This is a genomic window from Bacillus sp. FSL R9-9492, assembly GCF_038007365.1.
GTDB classification, from domain to species: domain Bacteria; phylum Bacillota; class Bacilli; order Bacillales; family Bacillaceae_G; genus Bacillus_A; species Bacillus_A mycoides.
On the sequence record NZ_JBBOXC010000001.1, the window covers coordinates 5,154,876 to 5,173,188 of the forward strand.

22 protein-coding genes and 1 tRNA gene are annotated in these 18,313 nt (G+C 38.1%); 8 read left to right on the plus strand and 15 right to left on the minus strand.

Annotation, left to right across the window (positions count from 1 at the left end):
* Positions 1 to 16 precede the first annotated feature (16 nt).
* From MKY70_RS26605 to MKY70_RS26640, 8 genes are all read right to left on the minus strand, one after another.
* Entirely contained in the window at positions 17 to 1,201 is a 1,185-nt protein-coding gene (locus MKY70_RS26605) for a phosphoglycerate kinase (RefSeq protein WP_002016070.1), read from the minus strand.
* A 139-nt stretch (positions 1,202 to 1,340) separates the two neighbouring features.
* Positions 1,341 to 2,345 (minus strand): type I glyceraldehyde-3-phosphate dehydrogenase, encoded by a 1,005-nt coding sequence (gene gap / locus MKY70_RS26610; RefSeq protein ID WP_002016071.1) that lies wholly within the window; start codon positions 2,343 to 2,345, stop codon positions 1,341 to 1,343.
* 26 nt (positions 2,346 to 2,371) lie between these two features.
* A complete protein-coding gene (cggR, locus tag MKY70_RS26615) occupies positions 2,372 to 3,400 on the minus strand; it encodes a gapA transcriptional regulator CggR (protein WP_341026122.1) in 1,029 nt (342 codons plus the stop codon).
* Positions 3,401 to 3,535: 135 nt separating this feature from the next.
* Positions 3,536 to 3,781 carry a glutaredoxin family protein gene (locus MKY70_RS26620; protein WP_002089547.1) on the minus strand — a complete coding sequence of 82 codons (246 nt, stop codon included), beginning with the start codon at positions 3,779 to 3,781 and terminating at the stop codon, positions 3,536 to 3,538.
* A 9-nt stretch (positions 3,782 to 3,790) separates the two neighbouring features.
* On the minus strand, positions 3,791 to 5,098 hold the full coding sequence (rpoN, locus tag MKY70_RS26625; protein WP_002016074.1) for an RNA polymerase factor sigma-54: 1,308 nt from the start codon (positions 5,096 to 5,098) through the stop codon (positions 3,791 to 3,793).
* Positions 5,099 to 5,474: 376 nt separating this feature from the next.
* Positions 5,475 to 5,672, minus strand: coding sequence for a DUF3955 domain-containing protein (locus tag MKY70_RS26630; RefSeq protein WP_341026124.1), 198 nt, complete (start codon positions 5,670 to 5,672; stop codon positions 5,475 to 5,477).
* 507 nt (positions 5,673 to 6,179) lie between these two features.
* Positions 6,180 to 6,255: transfer RNA gene (locus tag MKY70_RS26635), tRNA-Arg, on the minus strand.
* Positions 6,256 to 6,610: 355 nt separating this feature from the next.
* Positions 6,611 to 6,811 carry a hypothetical protein gene (locus tag MKY70_RS26640; protein WP_002129884.1) on the minus strand — a complete coding sequence of 67 codons (201 nt, stop codon included), beginning with the start codon at positions 6,809 to 6,811 and terminating at the stop codon, positions 6,611 to 6,613.
* 858 nt (positions 6,812 to 7,669) lie between these two features.
* On the opposite strand from MKY70_RS26640, the gene MKY70_RS26645 reads away from it, so the two are divergent.
* The 8 genes from MKY70_RS26645 to clpP all read left to right on the plus strand — a co-directional run bounded on the left by MKY70_RS26645 (position 7,670) and on the right by clpP (position 12,268).
* Positions 7,670 to 7,876 (plus strand): DUF1657 domain-containing protein, encoded by a 207-nt coding sequence (locus MKY70_RS26645; RefSeq protein WP_000216167.1) that lies wholly within the window; start codon positions 7,670 to 7,672, stop codon positions 7,874 to 7,876.
* A 106-nt stretch (positions 7,877 to 7,982) separates the two neighbouring features.
* Complete coding sequence (locus MKY70_RS26650) at positions 7,983 to 8,471, plus strand: YhcN/YlaJ family sporulation lipoprotein (protein WP_002143725.1); 489 nt, start codon at positions 7,983 to 7,985, stop codon at positions 8,469 to 8,471.
* Between the two features lie 28 nt (positions 8,472 to 8,499).
* A complete protein-coding gene (gene spoVAC / locus MKY70_RS26655) occupies positions 8,500 to 8,976 on the plus strand; it encodes a stage V sporulation protein AC (protein ID WP_002129887.1) in 477 nt (158 codons plus the stop codon).
* Entirely contained in the window at positions 8,977 to 9,993 is a 1,017-nt protein-coding gene (gene spoVAD, locus MKY70_RS26660) for a stage V sporulation protein AD (RefSeq protein WP_000938981.1), read from the plus strand.
* The gene (spoVAE, locus tag MKY70_RS26665; protein ID WP_000575919.1) at positions 9,990 to 10,340 is read left to right on the plus strand and encodes a stage V sporulation protein AE; all 351 of its coding nucleotides are present in this window, start codon (positions 9,990 to 9,992) and stop codon (positions 10,338 to 10,340) included. Before spoVAD ends, spoVAE begins: the two co-directional genes overlap by 4 nt.
* Positions 10,341 to 10,349: 9 nt before the next feature.
* Positions 10,350 to 10,556, plus strand: coding sequence for a DUF1657 domain-containing protein (locus MKY70_RS26670; protein WP_002167398.1), 207 nt, complete (start codon positions 10,350 to 10,352; stop codon positions 10,554 to 10,556).
* A gap of 20 nt (positions 10,557 to 10,576) precedes the next feature.
* On the plus strand, positions 10,577 to 11,446 hold the full coding sequence (locus MKY70_RS26675) for a DUF421 domain-containing protein (RefSeq protein WP_002016080.1): 870 nt from the start codon (positions 10,577 to 10,579) through the stop codon (positions 11,444 to 11,446).
* Positions 11,447 to 11,686: 240 nt separating this feature from the next.
* Positions 11,687 to 12,268 carry an ATP-dependent Clp endopeptidase proteolytic subunit ClpP gene (clpP, locus tag MKY70_RS26680; protein WP_001049163.1) on the plus strand — a complete coding sequence of 194 codons (582 nt, stop codon included), beginning with the start codon at positions 11,687 to 11,689 and terminating at the stop codon, positions 12,266 to 12,268.
* Positions 12,269 to 12,528: 260 nt separating this feature from the next.
* On the opposite strand, the gene MKY70_RS26685 is transcribed toward clpP, so the two are convergent.
* The 7 genes from MKY70_RS26685 to trxB form a co-directional block, all read right to left on the minus strand.
* Positions 12,529 to 12,777: an HPr family phosphocarrier protein gene (locus MKY70_RS26685; RefSeq protein ID WP_002068337.1), complete on the minus strand. Its 249-nt coding sequence runs from the start codon at positions 12,775 to 12,777 to the stop codon at positions 12,529 to 12,531.
* A 23-nt stretch (positions 12,778 to 12,800) separates the two neighbouring features.
* Positions 12,801 to 13,751 (minus strand): DNA-binding protein WhiA, encoded by a 951-nt coding sequence (gene whiA, locus MKY70_RS26690; protein ID WP_002016082.1) that lies wholly within the window; start codon positions 13,749 to 13,751, stop codon positions 12,801 to 12,803.
* An 88-nt stretch (positions 13,752 to 13,839) separates the two neighbouring features.
* Positions 13,840 to 14,793, minus strand: coding sequence for a gluconeogenesis factor YvcK family protein (locus MKY70_RS26695; protein WP_002016083.1), 954 nt, complete (start codon positions 14,791 to 14,793; stop codon positions 13,840 to 13,842).
* A 3-nt stretch (positions 14,794 to 14,796) separates the two neighbouring features.
* Entirely contained in the window at positions 14,797 to 15,678 is an 882-nt protein-coding gene (gene rapZ, locus MKY70_RS26700) for an RNase adapter RapZ (RefSeq protein ID WP_002016084.1), read from the minus strand.
* A 20-nt stretch (positions 15,679 to 15,698) separates the two neighbouring features.
* Positions 15,699 to 16,157 (minus strand): NUDIX hydrolase, encoded by a 459-nt coding sequence (locus MKY70_RS26705; RefSeq protein WP_001190080.1) that lies wholly within the window; start codon positions 16,155 to 16,157, stop codon positions 15,699 to 15,701.
* 215 nt (positions 16,158 to 16,372) lie between these two features.
* Complete coding sequence (locus MKY70_RS26710; RefSeq protein ID WP_341026129.1) at positions 16,373 to 17,179, minus strand: DUF368 domain-containing protein; 807 nt, start codon at positions 17,177 to 17,179, stop codon at positions 16,373 to 16,375.
* Between the two features lie 160 nt (positions 17,180 to 17,339).
* Positions 17,340 to 18,296, minus strand: coding sequence for a thioredoxin-disulfide reductase (gene trxB, locus MKY70_RS26715; RefSeq protein ID WP_341026131.1), 957 nt, complete (start codon positions 18,294 to 18,296; stop codon positions 17,340 to 17,342).
* Positions 18,297 to 18,313 lie beyond the last annotated feature (17 nt).

Here is an 18,313-nt window from a genome sequence, read left to right on the forward strand (position 1 = left end):
TTTCTTTGGCTGCTACTTATTTGTCGTTAAGACAAACTACACCTGGAAGTTCTTTACCTTCCATGAATTCTAATGACGCACCGCCGCCAGTAGAAATGTGGCTCATTTTATCAGCCATACCGAATTTTTCAACAGCTGCTGCAGAGTCACCACCGCCGATAACAGAGTATGTATCTTCTGCATCTGCTAATGCTTGCCCTACTGCTTTTGTACCTTCTGCGAATGGAGTCATTTCGAATACACCCATTGGTCCATTCCATACAACAAGCTTAGAGTTTTTAATTACATCTGCATAAATTTCACGTGTTTTAGGACCGATGTCCACGCCTTCCCATGTAGAAGGGATAGAGTCGATACCAACGATTTGAGTTGTTGCAGTTTCAGAGAATTCCTCTGTGATTACAACATCAACTGGCATATAGAAGTTTACGCCTTTTTCTTTTGCAAGTTGCATAAATTCTTTAGCTAGTTCAATTTTGTCGTTTTCACATAGAGATAGACCAATTTCATGACCTAATGCTTTAACGAATGTGTAAGCAAGTCCGCCACCGATGATTAAGTTATCTACTTTGTCTAATAGATGACGAATTACACCGATTTTATCTTTTACTTTCGCACCACCGATGATAGCTGTGAATGGACGTTCTGGGTTAGAAAGTGCTTTACCTAATACATCTAACTCTTTTTCCATTAATAAACCAGATACTGCTGGTAGGTAGTCTGCGATTCCTGCTGTAGAAGCGTGAGCACGGTGAGCTGCACCGAATGCATCGTTTACGAAGATATCAGCAAGAGCTGCAAATTCTTTCGCAAGTTCTGCATCGTTCTTTTCTTCGCCCGCATAGAAACGTACGTTTTCAAGAACTAATACGTCGCCTTCGTTCATTGCTGCAACCATTTCTTGTGCAACTGGTCCGAATGCTTCGTCCGCTTTTTTAACATCTTTACCAAGAAGCTCGCCTAAACGTGCTGCTACTGGAGTAAGACGTAATTCTTCTACTGCTTGACCTTTTGGACGGCCTAAATGACTTGCTAAAATTACTTTCGCACCTTGCTCTATTAAATATTGAATTGTAGGAAGAGCTGCACGGATACGAGTTTCATCTGTAATTTTGCCTTCTTTCATAGGTACGTTGAAATCAACGCGGCAAAATACACGCTTACCTTTTAAATCTACGTCACGAATTGATTTTTTGTTCATTGGATTTCCCTCCGACTACTAGTTAGGATTGACAAAACCCATTCAAAAGCTTAACACATTTGCTTCTAAAACGAAAGAAGAGAGAGAGGGAACAAACCCTCTCCCTCGTTTTGTCATTGATTGCTTATATACTTAAGAATTAAAGACCTTTAGAAGTCATGTATGCAGCTAGGTCTACTACGCGGTTAGAGTAACCAGTTTCGTTATCGTACCAAGAAAGTACTTTAACCATGTTACCTTCCATTACCATTGTAGATAATGCATCGATTGTAGAAGAAGCTGTACATCCGTTATAGTCGATAGATACTAATGGCTCTTCGCTGTATCCAAGGATACCTTTTAATTCGCCTTCAGAAGCTGCTTTGAATGCTGCGTTTACATCTTCAACTGTTACTTCTTTGTCAAGTTCAACAACTAAGTCAACAAGAGAAACGTTAGCAGTTGGAACACGTACAGCGCCGCCGTTTAATTTACCTTTAAGTTCTGGTAATACTAATGCTACAGCTTTAGCAGCACCAGTAGATGTTGGGATCATGTTTTCAGCTGCTGCACGAGCACGACGTAAATCTTTGTGTGGTAAGTCTAAGATTTGTTGGTCGTTAGTGTAAGAGTGAATTGTTGTCATCATTCCGCGTTTTACGCCGAATTTTTCGTTTAATACTTTAGCGAATGGAGCTAGACAGTTTGTAGTACAAGAAGCATTAGATACTACGTTGTGGTTAGCTGCATCGTATTGTTCGTGGTTAACACCCATAACTACAGTGATATCTTCGTCAGAAGCTGGAGCTGAGATGATAACTTTCTTAACTGATCCACCTAAATGTTTCTCAGCGTCTGATTTTTTAGTGAAACGACCAGTAGATTCTACTACTACTTCTACTCCGTAGTCGCTCCATGGTAATTGAGCTGGGTCACGCTCAGCGATAACTTTAATTTCTTTACCGTTAACAACGATGCTGTTTTCGTTAGCAGATACTTCTGCATTTAAAGTTCCGTGAACTGTATCATATTTTAAAAGGTGAGCTAATGTTTTAGCATCTGTTAAGTCGTTGATTGCTACTACTTCTACCTCAGAGTTGTTAAGAGCTGCGCGGAATACGTTACGTCCGATACGTCCAAATCCATTAATACCAATTTTAGTCATTTAAATTTCCTCCTTGGGGGATTATATTAAAGGGTAATACCCTTTGTTAATTGTTTTGCTGCACCTTCATCTGTAATTAGAATTGAAGTGTGCCCTTGCTTTATTACAGCCTGTATTGCTTTTGCTTTTGAAGAACCTCCAGCGACTGCGACAACGTGAGATACATGTTGTAAATCTTCAAGTTGCATACCAACTGTTCTTACTTTATGAACAACACTTCCTTGTTCATTAAAGTAGTAACCGAAAGCTTCGCCAACTGCTTCGCTTGCCTGAATCTTTAACCAATCTGCTTCTGAAGTATTTCTGCGACGTGCCATTGTTAACGCATCACCAATTCCATGAATGACGATATTGGAAGATCGAATCAACTCAAGAACTTCTTTCACGGAGGGCTCTGTTACAATAGACGCATATGCTTCGCTACTAACGTGATCTGGAACATACAATAAGCGATAATTACTCATCGTATTTTGTGCCATTTTGGCGCAAATGGTATTGGCTTCTAACTCGACACCTTCTCCAATTCCACCACGTGCTGGGACAAATAGCATATGTAAATCTTTGCAATCAAGTTGCATCATGTCCGCAGCAGCAGCTAGCGTAGTTCCTCCAGCCACAGCAACGATATTATTCACTGTCAGACGGTCTTTTATACAAGTCACACAAGCACGGCCCATCTCCAGTTTGACCCAAGGTGATTCATCACTATCACCAGGGACAACGAAAACTTCATCCAAGTCTAATGTTTCCTTAAGTTGTTTTTCTAAAACCTTTAACCCGGAAATTTCTTTCATAAAGTCTTCCAAAGCAAGAACTAAAGCTGTTCCTTCTTCTGTCAAAGTCATTCCAGAAGAAGCGACGTGAACTAAGTTTTGTTCTTTCAAAACTTGAACTTCACTTCGCAATACTCGTTCTGTCATACCGAGACTTGCAGATAAGTTTCTTCTTCCAATCGGCTGCATAAGCCTAATGTACTGAAGCACTTGCATTCTCGTTTGCATAACAGGTAGCAGATCAGGTAATAATTTTTTTGTGTTCTGAATCCATGAGCGCATATCTTTTCTCCTCACTACATCGGTTCATTTCCCTTCGTGGTCACTTTATGTCCCGTAGTGACATTTTCCGTCCCACTTAGGTTAAAAAAATAATCCCTGCTACGTGTATTATTGTAACAGGAGACAGAAACTTATTCAACTCTTAACTGCATTGTTTATATAGTTTATTATGACACCTTTGTGAATGTTACCATATTCTACTTGTCTTCCGCCTATTTCTACAACAGGAATCATTAGATGGTATTTCTCTAAAAGGTCATTATCTTCATATATATCTATTTCCTCAATTTGAAAAGAATATTCATATTGTACTTCTTTTAAAACTTGTTTCGCCTTCACGCAAAGACCACAATCTTTTTTTGTATATAGTACAACCTTCATCTTCTTCACCTATCCAATTGTTTTTCTTAGAGACGAAGCAGGAATATGCATTTGTTCTCTATACTTCGCAACCGTTCTTCGAGAAATAACGATTTCATGCTCTTCTTCTAATAATTTTGAAATCTTTTGATCCGAAAGTGGCTTTTTCTTATTTTCTGCTCCAACAAGCGTTTGAATGAATTGTTTCACACGCTTTGTAGAAACCGCCTCATCTTCCGTCGTAGAAATAGAATTACTAAAGAACGATTTCATCTCAAATAAACCGTGCGGCGTTTGTACATATTTATTACGCGTTGCACGACTAATTGTAGACTCATGCACACCTAACTCTTCCGCCACCTCTTTTAAAGCAAGTGGTTTTAAATACTCTGGACCTCCCCAGAAGAAATCATGCTGTTTTTCCATAATAATATTCATCACTTGTAAGAGTGTTTGTTTTCTCTGTTTCAAACTGCGCATAATCCATTGCACATGCTGATACTTCTCCGATACGTAAGAAGCCACTTCACTTTCACTATTATTTAGTAACGCACTATACTCAGAGTGAATTTCAATTCTTGGCATATTTCTCTCATTCATCTGTAAAACGAGATGATCGCCATCTTTTTTTACCGCCATATCAGGCACAATATAAAGTGGTTTATCAGAAGAAAATGCAAGACCTGGTTTCGGCTGCAATGATGTAATACAGTTCACCGCATCCTGTAATTCCTCGTTGGTACACTTCAACACTTGAACGAGCTTTCGCCAATCTTTCTTAACGAAATAATTAAAATGATCATCTATAATTTCTTCCGCTAACCCATTCCTTCTTTGTAAGCGCTTCAATTGGATTGATAGACATTCCTGAATATTACGCGCACCTACCCCTGCTGGCTCTAACGATTGAACAAGCTCCACGGAACAGTCCACTACATCAATTGGCGCAGAAAGAAGCTCTGATAACTCTTCATTTGTTTCTTGTAAATAGCCATTTCCATCCATGTTCATAATAATGAAAGAAGCTGCTTTTCGCTCTTCTTCATCTATTTTATAATACTGTAGTTGATTTAATAAATGTTGCTGAATCGTTGTAGAATCCACACTGTAGATTTCCATTTGATTCTCGACTTGTTTGCGGGTACTTTTACTTGTGTTAGAGCTCTTTTTCTTCTCCCTCTCAAAACCACCTAACTCAATAAGGGGATTCTCTAACGATTGCTCATACAAAAACTCCGATAATTCTTGTACATTATACTGGAGCATTGTAATCGCTTGCCTTAACTCTTGTGTCATTGCCAAACGTAAGCTTTGTTCTTGTAAAAGACTTGCCTTCAAACTAATCTCCCCCTTGTTTCTATTGTACAATAAGTTTGGTAAAAGGAGAATCCTATCGCAGACACCCATTCCAAAATATTATTAATTTATATGTATTAATGAGATTTACATCTTACAACCTAAATTTGAATAATATTGAAAGAAAATAATAACGTGTAAAAGTTATTACCACATACTAATAGTAAATCTTATAACTAGATATAACAAGAGAGAAATAAAAAGAAGATAGAATAAAATCCTGCTTCCTCTTATAAACAACTCAACCAAGCAATAACACTTCACAACAAAAAACCTTGTACACGATTGCTCCCAATCACATACAAGGTTTTTTTGAATTTCACTACATAACATTCACACGTAATATATAATGTTTCTTTTATCTAGTAACTTTTTTAATTACATTTACACCTAAACCAATTACACCGATTGCTAATAATGAATAACCCATTGGTAATAAATAAAATGGTTCTACAATAGTTCCGTCAGCTGCGACTTTAGAACCCATCATATTAAAACTAACTAAACATCCGATTCCTGCGATAAGTGGTAGTAAAGATAACATATATTTTTTCATTTCAATTCCTCCGTCTGTACGTTTATTTAACGTCCAATAATTACTTTATACTCAGTATTATAGCTCTACCCTATTAGCTAGTACTATTCAAATACATGACAAAAATCTTACACATTTGTAAGATATAATCAGAAAAAATCTAAATGTATGGAATACACGAAATGTTGTTACCCTATCGGTTTACTACAATTCCTTTTTAGGTTTCTGTATATATTTAGCTTGCACCGTCTCTACTCTCTCTGTAACTTCCCTATAGCACGTCTTTTAATTCCTTTCATAACGAAAAAACCCCCTGTACACGATTATTTCTAATCACATACAAGGGGTTTCCCTAATCTTACTACTATTTTTTCTACGTGTTATTAACGTTATTGAGTGACACTTACTTAATATCATAAACCTTTCCGTTTTAGACTAGAACGTGTCATCATTACGTATAATACATGACGTTTATCCAAAAGGTTTCGCAAAGGAATATGGATACAGTAAGGCTTTCACGGTATTTGACGCGCCCAGAGGGATTCGAACCCCCGGCAGACGTGGTACCGGAAACCACCGCTCTATCCGACTGAGCTATGGGCGCATGAGATTATGATAATATCAACGGTTTGCTTCCGTCTTCTTCCGATTTGTTCTTACCGAAAGTTAAACGTAGGATACGAACACCAACACGTAGACGTTCGCTTCTTTACATATGGATATTATATCCTGACGCTAACCTAATACGCAAGCATAAAAACCTCTTCTACACTAGCTTTAGCGCGCAGTTTTCCTTCTTTCGTTCCCCCTTAATCTACTTAAATCGAAATAGAACGCATATAGGCTCATACTTCATCATATTAAATCTAATCGTCTAGAATTACATCTCTCGGCATCGCACTTTTCGCATATAGTCTATAAAAAAAAGACAGGCGAAGTGATGCCCGCCCATCTCCGCACTATTTTATATATTTTGATCGCAGGCTAAATATATCTTCCCCTTCACGAATGCCTGCCGATCCCTTCCTCACATTTTTTACGACAGTCCAATTCGGGTTAGTTTCATCACCGATGTTCTGTACTGTAAAGTTGCCGTCACCATATTCTCGGTGACCTTCTGCCAATTTCTCCGTTAAATCATTCTCTTTTGATCTCACCATCTTTGCGCCATCTCCCTTTTTATACAACCCTCTTAAACTGTCCAACCGATCACACGTCCAGTCAATTGGAGATCCTCGTTTTCCGCTTAGATTAATTTTAACACACTGTCGGGGGTAAGTTCCGATAACGGCTGCCCAATCGCATTAGAAACGTTATTTTCTTTGATAGTAGAAACTCGGCGAGGATTGGGTAAAAGACAATTCGCTGGGCTACGTCAGGACTTCGCGAGAGATCAACCCCCTGATTTAAAAATCACAAATACTATCTCTAAGGGACTCCTGCGACGGCTCAGCGGGGTGGCTTGGAGGGTTCGGAAAATTTTCGTTTGGGTTGGCTTGTGGTGAATAGCGTATTCATTTTGATGAATGACGAATACAACATAAATGACTTTTGTTACTTTCGACTTTCTCTTCTAAACGTTGATTTAAAAGAATTCGCAAGACTTTCGATGAACAAAACAATTCGTGAATGACTTCGATTGAACGAATAAGATAATGAAGATATTATTTTTTAAAACTGAACACATCCTTTTTTTACTATACAAGAAAATTTTATTTTAAATTGAAAATAACTATAAGAATAGAAATATATATATTTTATTGATATGTTTTTTGTGAATAATTAGAAATTTAACCTCATGTAATTTTCAGTTACTTTTTAATCTTCAACAGGTAACATACCTACATCATGAATTACATATCATCCTCTTCCATCTTATAAAGCGCCACTATAACAAAGAATTCATTGACGCTTGAATCAAAGCTTCAACTTCAAAAACCTAAATTTTCCAATCATAAATTCACCCAAACCCACAAATTATAATCTTTGAATTGATATTCCAAAGGGGGCTTCATTCAATGACTGTAATTACAAAACTAAAGCAAACTGTTTCTGGATTAAAAAGTGCACAAGCTAGCTTAGAGGGATTCGCTCTTGATACGGATAACCAACAAGCAAAGCAACTTTTCCAAACAGCTGCGCAGCAAACACAAACAATTATTGATTCTTTAAACCCACGTGTTGAAGAAGTCCAGCAAGAAGAACCACAATACACACAGCAATAACCAAAGGTGCCATTGTATCTAATGGTACACAATTTGAGAAAAAGGGTGATATGCAATCATCCTTTTTTCTCAAATTACATAATGCAATAGAAATGGAATGATTATAATGCGAAAACTCGGAATCATAACCGCGTTATTTATGCTCCTATTCGGTTCACTTACCGGATGTGATAATAGCCCGTTAGATAAAAAAGTAAAGAAAGAAGAAGCTAAGCGAACAGATGAGAAAAAGGGCCCTAAATTAACAAAAATGAGTACAGAATCCTTTAATCAATCTATATCGCAAGAAGCTAAGAAAAAAGCTCTCACTATAGAGGGAATTACAGAAGCCACCGCAGTTAATACAAATTTAGATCTTTACATAGCCGTTAAACCTGAACATCACGAAAGATTTGGTTTAAAGCCTTTAAGAAGTAAATTAAAAAAGAAGCTAAGTGATGAAAACCCTACTTTCGATATTCGTGTAAGTACAGACAAAAAGATCTTTATGCTCATAGAAGAACTTGAAAACAAAATTAAGAAAAAGAAAGTGAGTAAGGATGGCATTAAAGAACAGTTAAAACTCATTCAATCAGAAATGGGATCTAATATTTAAGCTTTCTAAAAGAGAAGGAAGGATTCAAATGTCTAGTAAAGATAAAAATTTAACACCTGTACAACAAGAATATAAAAAATTCGAACAACAGCGCGAACCGAAGCGCCCCGTTTTAAAAAATTGTATGAAAGCTTTTTTCGTCGGGGGATTAATTTGTCTAATAGGCCAACTGATTTCCACCTTTTATATTACGTACTTTGATTTCACTGAAAGATCTGCCGGGAACCCTACCGTTGCAACTCTTATTTTTATCTCCATGCTACTGACGGGATTTGGCGTCTACGATCGCCTCGGACAATTTGCTGGTGCTGGTACCGCAGTTCCCGTTACTGGATTTGGTAACTCTGTTATTGCCGCGTGTATTGAACACCGTACAGAAGGGTTCGTTCTCGGCGTTGGTGGTAACATGTTTAAACTAGCAGGATCGGTCATCTTATTTGGCGTATTTTCAGCTTTTGTCATCGCTCTTATTAAAACGATTCTCTTTCAATGGGGAGGGCTGTAAATGTTACAAGGACACCGAACATGGGTATTCGAAAACAAACCAGTTATCATCTCAACAGGTGTAGTCGGTGGCCCATTTGAGGCAAATGGAAAAATTCCTGAAGACTTCGATACCCTGCATGAAGATTTATGGCTCGGACAAGATTCTTACGAAAAGGCGCATAAAATTTTATTTGAAGAAGCTTGTAGCCGCGCTACCGAAAAGGCAAAGCTCCGTAAAGACGATATTCAGTTCGTACTCGCTGGGGATTTAATTAACCAAATAACTCCAACGAGCTTTGCATGCCGCACACTCGGAACACCTTATCTCGGTTTATTCGGCGCCTGTTCTACCTCTATGGAAGGCTTAGCACTCGGCGCAAGTATCGTAAATGCAAAAGGTGCAAAGTATTTATTAACTGGGGCATCAAGTCATAACGCTGCGGTAGAAAAACAATTCCGCTATCCAACTGAATATGGTGGTCAAAAACCTCCTACGGCTCAGTGGACAGTGACCGGTGCAGGCGCGGCTATTTTAAGCGACACTGGATATGGTCCACAAGTAACATCGGCCACCATTGGACGAGTTATTGATATGGGACTAACAGATCCTTTTAATATGGGTGGTGCGATGGCCCCAGCTGCTGTCGATACGATTGAAGCTCATTTACGCGAACGACAAATTGACGCCTCTTATTACGACTTAATCGTAACAGGTGACCTTGGACATGTCGGTCGCGAAATCGCTTACGACCTACTACATAAACATGGAACAAAGGTAAAGAGCGAGCAATTTCAAGATTGCGGAATCATCATTTATAGAGAAGGTCAACCTGTCATAGCTGGTGGAAGTGGTCCAGGCTGTTCAGCAACAGTCGTATACGGACATTTATTAAACCGAATGAAAAGAGGAGAATTCAAGAAAATACTTGTCGTTGCGACAGGCGCTTTACTATCTCCACTTACATTCCAACAAGAAGAAACGATTCCGTGTATCGCTCACGCTGTTTCGATTGAATTTGGAGGTGCAACGCAATGATTTTTTTCTGGGCTTTCGTCATTGGTGGACTCATATGCGTAATCGGACAGCTTATGTTTGATGTCGGCAAACTAACCCCCGCTCATACGATGGCAACACTCGTTGTTGCTGGAGCTATATTAGATGGATTCAATCTGTATGAACCATTAATAGACTTTGCAGGCGCTGGCGCAACTGTACCTATTACAAGTTTCGGTAATGCCCTCGTTCATGGCGCGATGGAGGAAGCAGCCAAACATGGCATCGTCGGCGTTATTACCGGCATGTTTAAAGTAACGAGTGCTGGTGTATCAGCTGCCATTATTTTCGGCTTCATTGGAGCATTGCTATTCAAACCGAAAGGATAAGGTGTTCGTATGACAGTTATCGCTAGCGTTAAAACCTGCCTTGCCAGTGTAAGGGGCGCTCAAGCAAGTTTAAGCTCCCTTTCACTAAATTCACAGGACGCGGAATCAAAACGTGTATTTCATGAATGTATGTTAGAAATGGACAGCATCATCGCTGATTTACAGAATAGGGTTTCAGTATTAGAACGTGAAGAACCTCAATATAAAGGGTTTTAAGTAGACTGGAGGAAATGACTATGTCTCACCTGCCGGAATGGACACTTGTCATTCTTCGCTCTGTATTCATATTAATTATTTTATTCGCTATTACGAAATGGTTAGGAAAAAGACAAATCTCTCAACTCTCCTTTTTTGAATACATAGCCGGAATGACAATCGGTGACATCGCTGCCCAAGTATCTACAGGGCTTGATTCAAAATTTTTCCACGGCGTCTTTGCGATACTCATTTTCGCTGTGGTACCTTTTTTCACTGGAATCCTCTCTTTAAAGAACAAAACAGCTCGAGATTTTTTTGAAGGAAAATCTACCGTATTAATAAAAGATGGAAAAATACTTGAAGATAACTTAAAGAAAGAAAAGTATACAAGTGATGAATTACTTGAGCTTCTCAGAGGAAAAAATGCGTTCAGCGTGGCTGATGTTGAATTTGCTGTACTAGAACCGAGCGGTGAATTAAATGTATTATTAAAGAAAGATCGCCAACCACTTACAGCAAAAGATATCAGCTTAAAAGTGCCAAACGAAAAAGAACCGCAAACTGTTATTATGGATGGAAATGTACTAGATGAACCTCTTTCTGCTAGCGGGCATAATCGCGCTTGGTTACATTCTGAGCTAGAAAAACTCGGTGTTGTCATTGAAAATGTCTTTCTTGGTCAAGTTGATTCATACGGACAACTTACTATCGACATCTATAATGATAAACTCCAAATGCCTTCTCCTCAAAACAAGCCTTTACTATTGGCATCCTTAAAGAAATGCAATGCTGATCTTGAATTATTCTCTTTAGAAACGAAATCAAAATCAGCGAGTGATATGTATAGTAAAAACGCAAAACAAATCGAGAAAATCTTAAATAAAGTAACCTATTTGTTAAAAGAATAAAAAATGAAAGAACGCTTCTATACAAAAGGCGTTCTTTTGCCTTTCCCACACCATTAATCACGTTTAAATTTATGTAATTCGGTTATGATGTTGAAGATACATAAGCAGGGAATTTTAAAAACATAGCGAATAAATCATGATACAACTACATATTTTTTGATTTAAAGTGGTTTCGTTTGACCTTCATTGACCATAATTGTATTATAAGACTAAGAAAGCTTTTAAAGGAGGAAATAACAGATGAATTTAATTCCTACAGTAATTGAACAAACAAATCGTGGAGAACGCGCTTACGATATTTACTCTCGACTATTAAAGGATCGCATCATTATGCTTGGTAGCGCAATTGATGACAACGTAGCAAACTCAATCGTTTCCCAGCTTTTATTCTTGGAATCTCAAGATCCAGAAAAAGATATTCACATTTACATCAACAGCCCTGGTGGTTCTATCACAGCTGGTATGGCAATTTACGATACAATGCAGTTTATTAAACCACAAGTATCAACAATCTGTATCGGTATGGCTGCATCTATGGGTGCATTCTTACTTGCAGCAGGTGAAAAAGGAAAACGTTACGCACTTCCAAACAGTGAAGTTATGATTCACCAACCACTTGGCGGAGCACAAGGTCAAGCGACTGAAATCGAAATCGCTGCAAAACGTATCCTATTCTTACGTGAAAAATTAAACCAAATTCTTGCTGACCGCACAGGTCAACCACTTGAAGTTCTACAACGCGACACAGACCGCGACAACTTCATGACAGCAGAAAGAGCTCTAGAATACGGCTTAATCGATAAGATCTTTACAAATCGTTAATAACTAAAAGCGGAGGCGGCTCGTTTAGAACAGGAGGAAGTTGGAACCCCTGATTCCGAGGCGCTTTTTGCCTCGAATGAAGGGGCGAAACGACCGACTGTTCTAGCCGCTGGAGCTGGATACAACTAAAAGCGGAAGCGCCCTATTACAGGGCGCTTTTTTTATTATGTACAAGGGTATCACATACCCCCACCACTCAAACTCACCTCACCCCACAAACAGAAAAATAAAAAAAGCTATCGCACATTCGCGATAACCCTTTATTGTACATATGCAGCTAATGCTTCCAAAGCCTCTTCTGCATCTGAACCTTCTGTTGTGATTGTAATCATGCTACCAGTTCCGATTGCTAAGCTCATAATCCCCATTATGCTCTTTGCATTCACTGTCTTTCCATCTTTCTCGATGAAGATATCCGCATGAAAGCGATTTGCCTCTTGTACAAACAACGCAGCCGGACGTGCTTGTAAGCCGTTTTTTAATGCCACTTTAACCAGTTTTTGAACCACAGCTCCATTTCCCCTTTAACCTTTTATTTTTTTGCTACTGTTTCCCCCGCGCGTAATTTCTCTGCAATTTCATCGATTTTACGCAAACGATGATTAATACCCGATTTACTAATTTTCCCCCCGGATACCATCTCACCTAACTCTTTCAATGTTACATCTTGATAATCTCTTCGTAACTGTGCAATTTCTCTTAATTTATCTGGCAAAATATCAAGCCCCACCGTCTCATCAATATAGCGGATGTTCTCAATTTGCCTTAGCGCTGCACCAATTGTTTTATTTAAATTAGCTGTTTCGCAGTTAACTAAACGATTTACTGAATTACGCATATCGCGAACAATTCGAATATCTTCAAATCTTAAAAGTGCATTATGAGCACCTATAATGTTTAAAAACTCTGTAATTTTTTCAGCTTCTTTCAAATACGTAATGTACCCTTTTCTTCTTTCCAACGTCTTACTATTTAAATCAAATCCGTTCATCAGTTCACATATAGAATCATTATGTTCCTTATATAACGAAAAGATCTCTAAATGATAAGATGATGTTTCTGGGTTATTTACTGAACCACCTGCTAAAAATGCACCGCGTAAATACGATCGTTTACAACATTTCTTCTCGATTAATTCCTGCGATATATTTCGAATAAACGAAAAGTCATCTCGAACAATGTGAAGATCTGCTAATATTTCGCGAGACTTCTCAACAAGCCGCACGATATATACATTATTTTTCTTCAATCGCATTTTTTTACGAACAAGTAATTCTACCGTCACATCATATCCTTTTTTCAAAAGCGTATAAATCCTTCTTGCAATTGCTGCATTTTCCGTTTGAATATCGATAGATAGGCGACGGTTTGAAAAAGAAAGCGATCCGTTCATTCGAAGCAACGCCGATAATTCTGATTTCTCGCAGCATTCCTTCATTTCAAGGTTGGTCAACTCTTTCTTTGTTTCTGATGCAAATGACACAGTCAACACCTCCTTATACTATTACTTTGGAACAAAAATCTTGTCCTATATGAATGAGGAGCGTTACCTCAAATGAGGCAACGCTCATTTATAACAATGAATATAAAATAGAAGCTAACTTTAATGTATCATGTCTTACAACACGATCATCATATTTCGCTAATCGATCTTGGATGATTTCGATATTATGTTCAGCAAAACGATTTGTATCCAGTGCCACTGGTTCCGACATCTCTTCCTCATATAACTTACGTAATTCACGAGGAATATCACGATTATTTACAATCGCAGTGTCGATAAATGGTTTACCTAAATGATCATGTAACGCCTGCACATGATCAAACGCAGTATAACCCTTCGTTTCGCCCGCTTGCGTCATAACATTACATACATATACCTTCTTCGCTTTTGCAGCAAGAACAGCGTCTCCAATTTTGTTAACAACTAAATTCGGTAATATACTTGTGTACAGACTTCCTGGACCGAAAACAAGCAAATCAGCTCGTTTAATTTCCGTCAACGTTTCACATAACGGTTCTACATCTTCTGGAGTTAAAAAGACACGATTAATCTTCTTCCCGAAATGAGGAATCTTTGATTCACCTGTTACAATTTCTCCATCTTCTAATTCTGCATGAAGTACCGCACTTTGATTCGCTGCTGGTAATACACGTCCTCTGACATTTAATACTTTACTCGTTTCCGTAATCGCGTGGTAAAAGTCTCCTGTAATCGAAGTCATACCTGCCAATAGTAAATTTCCTAACGCATGCCCTTTCAGTCCGTCTCCAGTTGTAAAACGGTGCTGAAATAAAGCTTCCACTAATGGTTCTACATCCGATAACGCAACAAGTACGTTACGAATATCACCTGGAGGTGGAATTTCTAGCTCATCACGTAGTCTACCTGAACTGCCTCCATCGTCGGCTACTGTTACAACTGCTGTAATATCAACAGGATATTGTTTTAATCCTCTTAATAAAACAGAAAGTCCAGTTCCACCTCCCATGATAACAATTTTAGGTTTTCTCTCTTTTTTCATCCCTTAATGGCCCTTTCTCTTCTCCACATCACGATGAGATACATGAACGCTATACTCTGGTTTCAAATGTTTCCCAAGGTACTCTGTAAGCGTAACAGAACGATGTTGCCCACCTGTACATCCAATCGCAATTACAAGTTGACTCTTGCCTTCTCTTTTATAATGAGGCAGCATGAAAGTGATAAGATCCGTCAATTTCTCTAAAAACTTATGTGTTTCATTAAATTTCAACACATACGACGAAACTTCTTCATCCAGTCCTGTTAATGGCTTCATATGTGGAATATAATATGGATTTGGTAAAAAACGAACATCAAATACTAAATCAGCATCAATTGGAATTCCGTACTTAAATCCAAATGACATAACATTTACACGAAATGCTTGCTCAGTTTCTGTTGAGAATAAGTGAACAATTTTTTCTCGTAATTCTTTCGGTTTCAAATCAGATGTATCAAGCACAATATTCGCTCGTGCCTTCATATCAGTTAAGAGACCACGCTCAGCTTCAATTCCCTTTAACGGCAAGCCAGTTGGCGCAAGTGGATGTGAACGTCTCGTTTCTTTATAACGAGTTACAAGTGTGCTATCTTTCGCATCTAAAAATAAAATATGAGGAATAATCCATGTACGTTCTGATAAATCATCAAGCGCTCCCCATAAATATTCAAAAAACTCTCGGCCACGTAAATCAATACCGAGTGCCACTTTATTCATTTTACCTTTTGAATCTGCCATAAGTTCAATAAACTTCGGCAATAACATCGGTGGTAAATTATCTACACAAAAATATCCTAAATCTTCGAAACTTTGTAACGCTACCGTCTTTCCAGCTCCAGACATCCCTGTAATAATTACCATTTTTATATCATTATTCTCTGTCATCGTATCCTCTCCTTGCAGGTTTAACTCGGATCTAATCGATATGAAAGCAACTCAAAATCTGGGGTATATACAAATGTACCGTAGATTATACCATTCCCTTTAATTAAATAATCAATAATGTGATAATCTCCTGGTGCCATTGCTAAATCATCAATTTTATCAAATGTATGCCAACCAATGATGCCTTCTTCGCTCTCTAATTTGTTTTCTCCTGCAAAATCTGTTGCTAAAAAGGAGAACATCATCCATTCAGAAACAACTTTATCACCTTCTTGGATGACAAAAGTGAAGACCCCTTTTAATGCTGGATTCTTTAAATAAATACCTGTTTCTTCACGATACTCGCGAACAACGGAATCTCTTACTGTCTCACCACGCTCCATTTTCCCGCCCGGTGCAACCCACCAATTCCGGCGAGGTTTTTGGAGTAAGAGTACTTCATTATCTCTAATTAACACACAGTTTGTCACTCTTTGCATGTTTCTTCACCTCAGCTACTTGCAGCAAAATTTCTCACTGCATACTCATTTCATTATACTATCAAAAACAGTTTGCTACAACGAAGGTGCCAGTCCCCTTTCGCTAAGCAATTGTAAAAATTATTTCTATAACAAGCAATCAAAATACCTTACTTCCCATGAATAGCACATAAAAATCCCCTTAACGATTTTTATCGTTAAGGGGATTAAAACACTTATTTCTTACCGAAATAAGTAACAACCGCAAATCCTAAAATAAAAGTAATAATTGAACTTACAATTGAAATTCCACCAGTCGGAATGCCAGGGAACACAATGACAATCGACCCGATAACGAGCCCAATAATTGCCGCAAATGTCATACTTTTATAACGATCTAACAAATAACTAATTCCTTTACTACTTACAACAAATCCGGCCATCACGCCGGCACCGATAACCACGATTAACGGTAAATTGAGTGTAGTTAAAGCGTTAATTGCTGTCGGATACACACCAATAATTAATAAAATAAACGATCCACTAATTCCAGGAAGAAGCATAGCCATACTAGCCATCCATCCTGCGAAAAATAAACCAATTGCATTTAAAATTGTTAACGTCGTAATCGGATCAGCTGCCTTATCTGGTTTAAAGAATGCTGTTATTGCAACAAGAATTGCTGCAATTATTAACAGGGCAATATGACTACCTTTAAACGTTGCCTTTGCACCAGCTTCTCTCATTAACATCGGTAATATACTAATAATTAGACCGAGAAAGAAAAATTGAGTCGGTTCATAATGATTTGCTAATAAATATTTAATAACGTGACTTAACGTTAGAAAAGCTGCCGCTACACCAGCTGCAAGTGGGATTAAAAACGCTAAATGTTTTTTCCATTCACGACTAAAAAATCCGCTAATTGCTGCGAGCAATTGTTCATAAATTCCCAACACAACAGCGATTGTTCCGCCGCTCACACCAGGAATTAAATCACTAACGCCCATACAAAATCCACGATATATATTACGCCATTCCATACTGAATAAATTCCTCATTTCTTATAATGATTTTTCCCGTAAATTCTAGTATAACAATAAGAATCATTATATTCTTAATTGTTTTTGACAATAGTTTGACATTTGGACAAAAAAAGAAAGCCACCTATCGGTAGCTTTCTTCTCAAAAGGAAAAATAACCTTATTTTTCTGTTACAGTCTTTAGTTCCTCTACTAACTCTTCTATATAATGCTGTGCACTCTGCGCTGCAATACTACCATCGCCTGTTGCCGTTACAATTTGACGAAGCATTTTTTCACGAACATCACCAGCTGCGAAAATACCAGGAACTTTCGTTTCCATACGCTCGTTCGTTTCAACATAACCATTTTCATTTGTAATACCTAGCTCAACAAACGGTTTTGATAATGGTAACATACCGATGTATATGAAAACGCCGTCAGTTTTAACTTCTTGTTCTTCTCCGCTGTTTACATCTACAAGTGTTACGCTTCCTACTTTACCATTTGCATCGTTAATTTCTTTTATAGTGTGATTCCAAATGAAATCTACTTTCTCATTTTGGAAAGCACGATCTTGTAAAATTTTCTGTGCACGAAGAGTGTCACGACGGTGAACGATCGTTACTTTTGATGCGAAGCGTGTTAAGAACACACCCTCTTCAACAGCAGAATCTCCGCCGCCAATAACAACAAGTTCTTTCCCTTTAAAGAATGCACCATCACATACTGCACAATATGATACACCGCGGCCGCCAAGTTCTGTTTCACCTGGCACACCAATTTTTTTATACTCTGCACCGCTTGCAACGATAATTGCACGTGCTTTATATTCTTTTTTACCAGCAATAATTGTTTTGTACTCTTTACCATCGATGATTGCTTTCACATCACCGTATGCATATTCAGCACCAAATTTCTTCGCATGCTCAAACATTTTATTTGATAAGTCTGGTCCTAAAATAGACTCATAACCTGGATAGTTCTCTACTTCTTCTGTATTTGCCATTTGTCCACCTGGAATACCACGCTCAAGCATCAGTGTGCTTAAATTCGCACGAGATGTATATACCGCAGCTGTCATACCAGCTGGTCCTGCACCAATAATAATGACATCATAAATTTTTTCTTCTGACACACTATTCACTCCCATTC

Bases quoted from the DNA above. Each gene is read 5' to 3' on its own strand.
- MKY70_RS26670 (WP_002167398.1), top strand. From the start codon at position 10,350: ATGACAGTTATCGCTAGCGTTAAAACCTGCCTTGCCAGTGTAAGGGGC.
- gap (WP_002016071.1), bottom strand. From the start codon at position 2,345: ATGACTAAAATTGGTATTAATGGATTTGGACGTATCGGACGTAACGTA.
- MKY70_RS26705 (WP_001190080.1), bottom strand. From the start codon at position 16,157: ATGCAAAGAGTGACAAACTGTGTGTTAATTAGAGATAATGAAGTACTC.
- MKY70_RS26650 (WP_002143725.1), top strand. From the start codon at position 7,983: ATGCGAAAACTCGGAATCATAACCGCGTTATTTATGCTCCTATTCGGT.
- MKY70_RS26695 (WP_002016083.1), bottom strand. From the start codon at position 14,793: ATGAAAAAAGAGAGAAAACCTAAAATTGTTATCATGGGAGGTGGAACT.
- MKY70_RS26675 (WP_002016080.1), top strand. From the start codon at position 10,577: ATGTCTCACCTGCCGGAATGGACACTTGTCATTCTTCGCTCTGTATTC.
- clpP (WP_001049163.1), top strand. From the start codon at position 11,687: ATGAATTTAATTCCTACAGTAATTGAACAAACAAATCGTGGAGAACGC.
- spoVAE (WP_000575919.1), top strand. From the start codon at position 9,990: ATGATTTTTTTCTGGGCTTTCGTCATTGGTGGACTCATATGCGTAATC.
- MKY70_RS26630 (WP_341026124.1), bottom strand. From the start codon at position 5,672: ATGAAAAAATATATGTTATCTTTACTACCACTTATCGCAGGAATCGGA.
- MKY70_RS26710 (WP_341026129.1), bottom strand. From the start codon at position 17,179: ATGGAATGGCGTAATATATATCGTGGATTTTGTATGGGCGTTAGTGAT.
- MKY70_RS26620 (WP_002089547.1), bottom strand. From the start codon at position 3,781: ATGAAGGTTGTACTATATACAAAAAAAGATTGTGGTCTTTGCGTGAAG.
- spoVAD (WP_000938981.1), top strand. From the start codon at position 8,977: ATGTTACAAGGACACCGAACATGGGTATTCGAAAACAAACCAGTTATC.
- MKY70_RS26645 (WP_000216167.1), top strand. From the start codon at position 7,670: ATGACTGTAATTACAAAACTAAAGCAAACTGTTTCTGGATTAAAAAGT.
- spoVAC (WP_002129887.1), top strand. From the start codon at position 8,500: ATGTCTAGTAAAGATAAAAATTTAACACCTGTACAACAAGAATATAAA.
- rapZ (WP_002016084.1), bottom strand. From the start codon at position 15,678: ATGACAGAGAATAATGATATAAAAATGGTAATTATTACAGGGATGTCT.
- MKY70_RS26605 (WP_002016070.1), bottom strand. From the start codon at position 1,201: ATGAACAAAAAATCAATTCGTGACGTAGATTTAAAAGGTAAGCGTGTA.
- cggR (WP_341026122.1), bottom strand. From the start codon at position 3,400: ATGCGCTCATGGATTCAGAACACAAAAAAATTATTACCTGATCTGCTA.
- MKY70_RS26640 (WP_002129884.1), bottom strand. From the start codon at position 6,811: ATGGTGAGATCAAAAGAGAATGATTTAACGGAGAAATTGGCAGAAGGT.